The organism is Rothia sp. HMSC071B01 (assembly GCF_001808945.1).
Classification (GTDB): Bacteria; Actinomycetota; Actinomycetes; order Actinomycetales; family Micrococcaceae; genus Rothia.
Genome location: NZ_KV795070.1, coordinates 159490 through 167453 on the forward strand (window position 1 = coordinate 159490; position 7964 = coordinate 167453).

The following is a 7964-nucleotide window of genomic DNA, read 5'->3' on the forward strand; positions in this document are numbered from 1 at the left end:
AGAACGAGGGGCACCTCTGCCAGGTGCCCCTCGTTTTTATATGCGCGTTGCAGTGTTTATTAGCTGCCGTGCTGTTGAGTAGATTCCACGCTGTTTAGTAGATTCCACGCTGCGCGGTCCAGCGGATCGTGCCGCGCTCAAAGTCCATGTAGTACACGCCGTTCACGTAGGATTCGTCGCCGCGTGCCGCACCGTAGCGGGCGCTATTCTTCTCCCAATGCTTGAAAATCGCGCCGTTACCGTTGGTTTCGTACGCACCGTACGCATCCGACCAGAGCAGTACCTTACCCGAGGCGAACTGAATCTGAGCACCCGTGGAGGTGACAGTCTCGTCGGTCACCGGTGCACCCCAGGCGCCGCGGTGCTGCAGGAAGCGGTGGTAGAACGCGCCGCCGGTGTGCATGCGGTGGGTGCCGGTCTGCGCGGACCACACGTAGGTGGTGCTGCCGGTGAACTCCTGCTTGATGAGGCCGTTGCCCAGGTTCTGCTCATCGGTGGTGGGCACACCCCTCATGCCAGCTGCACGCCAGGTCGCGTAGATGGAGCCGCGCTCGTTGATAATGTGGGTGCCGTAGGCGTTGGACCAGTAGGCGCCCTCACCGTTGGCGAAGGATACCGCGATGGTGTCGGAGCGGGTTTCCTCGTTGGTGGTCAGACCGCGGAATCGCGCAATATCAGAGCGGAACTTCTGGTCCAGGCCGCCGTTGGTGACCAGCCAGTGCGAGCCGTGGGAGTTCGTCCAGTAGATGGTCTTGCCGTTGGTGAACTTCTGCGCGTACACGCCGTTGGTCAGGGTGTACTCGGTGCCAATCGGGTTGCCGTAGAAGGAACGATTCTTATTCCAGAAGTTACCGATGCCGGTGCGAATATCAATGGAACCGGTCGCGGTGGTCACCACGTTCGAATCCTGTACCGCGCGGTCTTCTGCCGAACGGTCTTCCGCTGCGCGATCCTGGCCGTTCGACCAGTTGCGGTGCACCGCGTTGGGGTTCTTTGCCAGAACCTTCAGATCGTTCACGGTGCCGGGGAAGAAGTTCGAGTCACCCACGAACGGGCCCGAGTCAGTGAACTGCCAAATGTCGTAGCCGCTCCAACCCGCCGGAATCGCACCGACCACGGTCGAGTAGCTTGCCAGGTGTAGCGGCAGAGCGCCGAACTGCGGCGAACCCACGCAGTGCGACCACCAGGAGGTTGCGGTGTACACCATCGGGGCGCGACCGGTCAGTGAACGGTAGGTGTCCACAAAGTCGCGGGTCCAGGCGGTCAGCTGCGCCGGGGTCATGTTGTAGCAGGTGTTGCCGTAGGCGGGGTAGGGATTGAACTCGATGTCCAGCAGACCGGGCAGGGTCTTGCCGTCGGCAGTCCACGCGCCACCATTCTGCACGAAGTAGCGTGCCTGATCGGCACCCGAGGAGGTGCGGGGGTTCGCGAAGTGGTAGGCGCCGCGCACCATGCCTGACTCGGCGGAGCCGTTGTACTGCTGACCGAAGTAGGGGTTGGTGTAGTAGCCGCCCTCGGTCGCCTTCACGTAGGCGAAGCGGGAACCTGCGGCGTAGGCGCTCGCCCAGTCCACGTTCTGCTGGTGCGAGGAGACGTCCATACCGAGGGTGCCGCCGGAGGGGGTCCATGCGGAGCGGCCCTGTGCCAGCGCTTGACCGGGTGCCAGTGCCTGACCGGCTGCCGGAGCTCGACCAGCTCCCAGACCCTGCGCGGAGCTCTGGGTCGCGGAAATACCGCTCAGAGTTGCGGTAGAAGCGGGGGAGATGGCACCGGTGCGTGCATTGGCGGTGCCCAGGCGTTCGCGCTCGCCCGCACCCATGGCGGGGTTGGAGCGTTCGACCAGGGACGCATCCGGGGCGGGAGCGTAGCTGAGCTCCTCGTAGGATGCGCCGAGGTTGACCTCTGCGGCTGCGCTTGCGCTGGGGGCGGCAAATGCGGCGGGAACGGAGGTGAGGGATGCGGCGACGAGGGAGAGTGCACCTGCGGACGCCATGATGGAGCGGGCTGCCGCAGAGCGCGCGGCAGTCTGGAGTTTCTTCATAGGTTTTTGCCTGTGTTTGAGAGGTGGATGTGTCGATGTGGCCCTGTGTGGGGGCTTCTGGCACGAGTGAATAGTGGGGCAGTTGGGTGAGGTTTATGTGTCAATTGTTGCCGTGTCAAGCGACCGGCACAGCTATCAGCCTAAGGTACCTGCACCGCTGTGCGCAATGATTTGGCATGTCATTCTGGCGGCATATCTTTCGCAGAGTGCACAGTAATTTGGGGTCTTTGGGGGACCTGTTTAGTTTTGCGGCTTGTCGGTGCATTTATGGGCTCAGTTTTTTGCGAAAAATTTTAGGTGGGTGACACGCCGGGGCATTGCGAATTTCATTCTGTGGACTGCTCTGTCGGAGGTTGCGCTGCAGGGGCTTTGGCTTGCGGGCATAAGGAAAGGGGTGGGCCGCACACACAAAGACCCACCCCTCATGTTCCGGGTACTGTATTTGGCGCGGCCTCGCACCGGCACCCGGAGTTTCATGGTCGATGCAGGAGAGATGAAGAGTCATCGACCACGTATATGGTGCCTGTTGGCACGTTTATCTCGGCTCTTCCCGCCCGCTCCTTCAGGTTCTGATGTCCGGCTGAAAGAGACGGGTGGGAAGAGGCGAAAGCTTGTGTTTCCCGAAAGGCTTAGAGGAACTTCGCGATGTCCTCGATCAGCGGCTTGAGAGTCTCGCGATCGATGTACTCAGCCTTGCCGGTCTTGTAGCATTCGAGCATCTGCTGAATACCCTCGTTCGGGTGCGGGTTCGCCATGAGCCATGCGCGCACCGGGCCCTTCAGGGCGGTCTTGTGAGCCAGCGAAATCTTGTCGAAGTCGATGCCGCCACGCAGGTGGTAGACGGGGCGACCTTCGGTCAGTTCGGGGGTGTAGCTCTTGGCGACGGCCTTGTCCAGCAGCTTCTTGGAGTATTCACCGGTGAAGGAGACGGTAAAGAACGCGGTGCGGTTCTTCTTGGGCGCAATGACCGGCAGAATCTTCTTGCGAAGTGCCGGTGCGCCGTTGAGGAATCCACCGTAGTCGCTGCCGGCAATGACGAAAGCGTCGAATGCCTCAGCCTGCTCGGGGGTGACCTTGGAGGCGGGGACAGTCTCAACCTCGGGGGCCTGCGGGAGTGCACGCAGATCTTCTGCCAGCCAGGTGGCGTACTGTTCGGTGTAGCCGTAGGTGGAGCCGAAGATAATCAGCACGCGAGTAGTCATCTGTGAACCTTCCAGATATATTTCGCATTTCAAATACTAATTATGGGTTCCAATATAGGCTAGGCGCGCGAAAATGTGAAATCGCCCAGCTTTTGGATGCCCCATCTATCTTCTCATAGCCCACTCTGAGTGTCTCTATGTTTTTGAAATATGCTCGAATGTTCTCGAACGAGACTAAATATTGCGCAGTACTGGCTAGATATGGGTAAAAAGCACCCTAATTTACTTTCCGGGCGAGGCGGGGGTGGTGGGGGTGAAAATCGACTTTCTGTGGCGTGTTCGATGGAAGAGGGGTGGCGTTCAAAATGCGACGTGAAACACAATTTCTTCGGTGGAAAGAGTTGGGAGAAGCATACCCAAGAGGGCGCAAAACCCCTATAATTGAGAAAGAGTCCCACGCATCCGGCATGTGGTTACCTGTTAGAACACGTGGGAATAATTGGGAATTTGACATTAGTCTTCCCCGGAAAATCAGTGTGAGCCCTCAGGGGCCACATGAAACAACACACAAAGGTTAGGTACATGAGGCGCGCAAAAATCGTTGCAACCATCGGTCCGGCAATCGAGTCCCCCGAGAAGATCTCCGAGGCAATCAAGGCTGGCCTGAACGTCGCCCGTCTGAACATGAGCCACGGTGACCACGCCGAGCACCAGGCACGCTACGACACCATCCGTGACCAGTCTGCAAAGCTCGGTAAGGACGTTGCTATCCTCGCCGACCTGCAGGGCCCCAAGATTCGCCTCGAGCGTTTCGCAAACGGCAAGGAATACCTTGAGCCCGGCGCAGACTTCACCATCACCTCCGAAGACGTTGAAGGTACCGCAGAAATCTGTGGCACCACCTACAAGGGTCTGCCCGGCGACGTAAAGCTCGGCGACAAGCTCCTGCTCGACGACGGCAAGATTCGCCTCGAAGCTATTGAGGTAACTCCCACCCGCGTTCGCACCCGCGTGGTCGTCGGTGGCCCGATCTCCAACAACAAGGGCATCAACCTGCCCGGCGCAGCAGTCTCCCTGCCCGCGCTGACCGAGAAGGACGCAAACGATCTGCGCTTCGCACTGAAGATGGGTGCAGACATCATTGCACTCTCCTTCGTCCGTACCGGCGCAGACGTTGACCCCGTCCACAAGATCATGGACGAAGAGGGTATCCGCGTACCCGTCATCGCCAAGATCGAGAAGCCCCAGGCAGTTGAGAACCTGCAGGACATCATCGACAAGTTCGACGGCATCATGGTCGCTCGTGGTGACCTCGGTGTTGAGCTGCCCTTCTCCGAGGTTCCCCTCGTCCAGAAGAAGGCAATCGACATGGCACGCCGCTGGGCAAAGCCTGTCATCGTGGCAACCCAGGTGCTCGAGTCCATGACCGACAACCCCGTCCCCACCCGTGCAGAGGTTTCTGACTGCGCTAACGCAATCCTCGACGGCGCAGACGCTGTGATGCTCTCCGGTGAGACCTCGGTCGGTAAGTACCCGATCCTGACCCTGCAGGCTATGGCTGCAATCGTTCAGGATACCGAAAAGGGTGGCCTGTACCGCGTGCCCGAGCTGGACCGCAAGCCCCGCACCCGCGGTGGCGCAATCACCCGCGCAGCAGTGAACATCGCTGACCAGCTGGATGCAAAGCTCATCGTTACTTTCACCCAGTCCGGTGACTCCGCACGTCGTCTGGCACGTCTGCGTCCCGAGACTCCGATTGTCGCGTTCACCACCAGCCCGAAGGTTCGCTCCTTCCTGTCCATGCTGTGGGGCGTTGAGGCTGAGCAGGTTGAGATGATCACCGATCAGGAAGGTCTGTTCCACTTCGTGGACGAGTACCTGCTGAAGAACGGTCTGGCAGAAGCTGGCGACCTGGTCGTCGTTGCTGCCGGTGCTCCCGCAGGCCGCGCAGGTACCACCAACATGGTTCAGGTACACCGCGTCTACGGTGCTGAGGGCGAGCGCGAGGCTCTGCGTCCTTACGAGGAGAACGAGGTCAAGCGCTAAGCCGCTCACCAATCTTTTTCGATGCGTAGCTGAGGGTAATCCTCAGTCTGTACGCTCGGTATATAGAACCGCCGCCCGGTCGTGAATTCACGGCCGGGCGGCGGTTTCTTGTGCCTTTATTGTTGCCGCATCCGATGTGCGGGTGGGGTACAGGAGCGGATACAGAAAAGCGGCGGGAAAGCTTCAAACTTTCCCGCCGCTTTTGCGTTGGTGCCCGAGGTGGGACTCGAACCCACACTCCGAAGAACCTGATTTTGAGTCAGGCGCGTCTGCCAATTCCGCCACTCGGGCGTATCACGCATTCGTGCGTAACACCTTTAGAATTCTAACCCAGGCTGTCTAGAAAATCTAATCTATCTGACGTGTTGAGCAGGCTGAGGCGGGGTGCGGAACATCTGCTGAGGGTTTCTGTTGCGCCTCTACACGGGGGTAAGTCTGGTACCTGCCGCGCATTTGCTGAGGGGTGCGGGAGGGGATGTTGAGTGTAAATCCTGAGTGTAAATCCTGAGCTCAGGGTGAACCGGTGCCACTTATCCACAGGTGGAGGCGGGGGAGAAAGCGCGCATCCTGTATCCTTAAAGACTGACTAACCATCCCCGTTCGCCTTCGCGGCTGGGGGCCACCTCAACGTTAAGAAAGTGATCACGGCTCGTGTTCAATTCTCTCTCCGACCGCTTGACGGCAACTTTTAAGAACCTGCGCGGCAAGGGCCGCCTCTCCGAGGCAGACATTGATGCAACCGTCCGCGAAATCCGCCGCGCCCTGCTCGACGCTGACGTCGCCGTCCCCGTGGTCCGCGAATTTACCGCCCACGTGAAGGAACGCGCTCTCGGTGCGGAAGTTTCCGAGGCACTGAACCCCTCCCAGCAGATCGTCAAGATCGTGAACGAGGAGCTGGTGAGCATCCTCGGCGGTTCGACCCGCCGCATCAACATGGCGAAGAGCGGCCCGACCATCATCATGCTGGCGGGTCTGCAGGGTGCCGGTAAGACCACCCTGGCGGGCAAGCTGGCTCACTGGTTGAAGGGCCAGGGTCACACCCCGATGCTGATTGCATCCGACCTGCAGCGCCCCAATGCGGTGACCCAGCTGAAGGTTGTTGGTGAGCGTGCGGGCGTGCCCGTGTACGCGCCGCACCCCGGTGTGACCAGTGAGTTTGACGTACCCACCGGCGATCCCGTGCAGGTGGCACGTGACGGTGTGGCTGAGGCTCGCGCTAAGCTGCACGACGTGGTAATTGTCGATACCGCGGGTCGTCTGGGTGTTGACGCTGAGCTCATGCAGCAGGCACGTAACATTCGTGACGCTATTGAGCCGCACGAAGTTCTGTTCGTCATCGACGCGATGATCGGTCAGGACGCCGTGAACACCGCTAACGCCTTCAACGAGGGTGTGGACTTCACCGGTGTGGTCCTGTCTAAGCTTGATGGTGACGCCCGCGGTGGTGCGGCGCTGTCGGTGGCTTCGGTGACCGGCAAGCCGATTATGTTCGCGTCCACCGGTGAGAACGTCACTGACTTTGAGCAGTTCCACCCGGACCGTATGGCAAGCCGCATCCTGGATATGGGTGACATCCTGACTCTGATCGAGCAGGCTGAAGCTCAGTGGGATAAGGCTGAAGCCGACCGCATGGCGAAGAAGTTCATCGATCAGGAAGACTTCACTTTTGAGGACTTCCTGGCTCAGATGCAGCAGATCCGTAAGCTTGGTTCCATGAAGAAGCTGCTCATGATGATGCCCGGTGCGGCTCAGATGCGTCAGCAGCTTGAGGCTTTTGACGAGCGCGAGATTGACCGCGTGGAGGCGATTGTTCGCTCCATGACCCCGCATGAGCGTGTGGCTCCGCGCATCATTAACGGTTCTCGCCGTGCCCGTATCGCTAAGGGTGCGGGTGTGACCGTGTCTGAGGTGAACCAGCTGATGGAGCGTTTCGCTCAGGCTCAGAAGATGATGAAGAAGCTCGCTTCGGGCAAGATGCCCGGCATGCCCGGTGGCATGCAGATGCCCGGTATGGCAGCTGCGGCCGGTGGCGCTCGTAAGAACGCGAAGAACAACAAGAAGAAGAAGGCTCGCTCCGGCAACCCGCAGAAGCGTGCGGCGCAGGAGGCGGCAGCAGCTAAGGCGCAGCAGGCTCGCGCCGGTGCTGCATTCGGTCAGCAGGCTCAGAACCAGGAGATGGATTTGTCCAGCATGAACCTGCCGAAGGGCTTCGAGAAGTTTCTGCAGTAAGAGCAAATATGAGCCCCGGTAAGGGGTGGTACGGGTGCGCACGTGGTTACGGGGCGCACCCGTACCGGTATGGTGCCCGGTTTGGGCATATGAATGGGTGTGTGAAGGGAAGGTATCAATGGCTCAGAACGAGCGGAATTGGGATCGAGAGAACGCGGATGATCAGCTGAATGAGCAGGTCACGCCGTGGTCTCAGCGCGCCTTCGCTGATGATGCTGTAGAGGACCCTGCCGGTGAGCCTGCTGGAGAATCTGCAGGTGAGTCTGCGGTTGAGTCTGTAACTGAGGAGGGCTCGCTGGGCTTCTCCGATGCTCCCGCAGAGGGTAGCGAAGACGACCTTTCGGGCGACTTTGTGGACGGCGCTTCGGACGACTTTGTGGACGGCTTCGATAATGATTCGAGCAGCCTTCCCGGGTACATCCCCGTCTGGGCGCGTATCGCCCTCGAGTACGGGGAGCACTCCGCCGAACTGGCGGGCGACCTCGTCTACTCCAGCGAGAGTGACG

Annotated in this window: 4 protein-coding genes, 1 tRNA gene and 1 pseudogene; 3 read left to right on the forward strand and 3 right to left on the reverse strand. The window is 59.9% G+C overall.

Features of this window, described 5'->3' with window-relative positions; genetic code table 11:
- Positions 1-94: 94 nt before the first annotated feature.
- Together HMPREF2527_RS02295 and HMPREF2527_RS02300 are read right to left on the reverse strand one after the other, a co-directional pair.
- Positions 95-2041: a GH25 family lysozyme gene (locus HMPREF2527_RS02295; protein WP_049342097.1), complete on the reverse strand. Its 1947-nt coding sequence runs from the start codon at positions 2039-2041 to the stop codon at positions 95-97.
- Between the two features lie 629 nt (positions 2042-2670).
- Positions 2671-3243: a flavodoxin domain-containing protein gene (locus HMPREF2527_RS02300; RefSeq protein ID WP_049352442.1), complete on the reverse strand. Its 573-nt coding sequence runs from the start codon at positions 3241-3243 to the stop codon at positions 2671-2673.
- 522 nt (positions 3244-3765) lie between these two features.
- Between HMPREF2527_RS02300 and pyk the strand changes: the two genes are divergently transcribed.
- Complete coding sequence (gene pyk, locus HMPREF2527_RS02305; protein ID WP_070506078.1) at positions 3766-5229, forward strand: pyruvate kinase; 1464 nt, start codon at positions 3766-3768, stop codon at positions 5227-5229.
- A 208-nt stretch (positions 5230-5437) separates the two neighbouring features.
- Here pyk and HMPREF2527_RS02310 read toward each other — a convergent pair.
- Positions 5438-5520, reverse strand: a tRNA-Leu gene (locus tag HMPREF2527_RS02310).
- Positions 5521-5880: 360 nt separating this feature from the next.
- Between HMPREF2527_RS02310 and ffh the strand changes: the two genes are divergently transcribed.
- Together ffh and HMPREF2527_RS02320 are read left to right on the forward strand one after the other, a co-directional pair.
- Positions 5881-7458 carry a signal recognition particle protein gene (gene ffh, locus HMPREF2527_RS02315; RefSeq protein ID WP_005505683.1) on the forward strand — a complete coding sequence of 526 codons (1578 nt, stop codon included), beginning with the start codon at positions 5881-5883 and terminating at the stop codon, positions 7456-7458.
- Between the two features lie 118 nt (positions 7459-7576).
- Positions 7577-7964 (forward strand): annotated as a pseudogene (locus tag HMPREF2527_RS02320) (hypothetical protein); the annotation flags it as partial.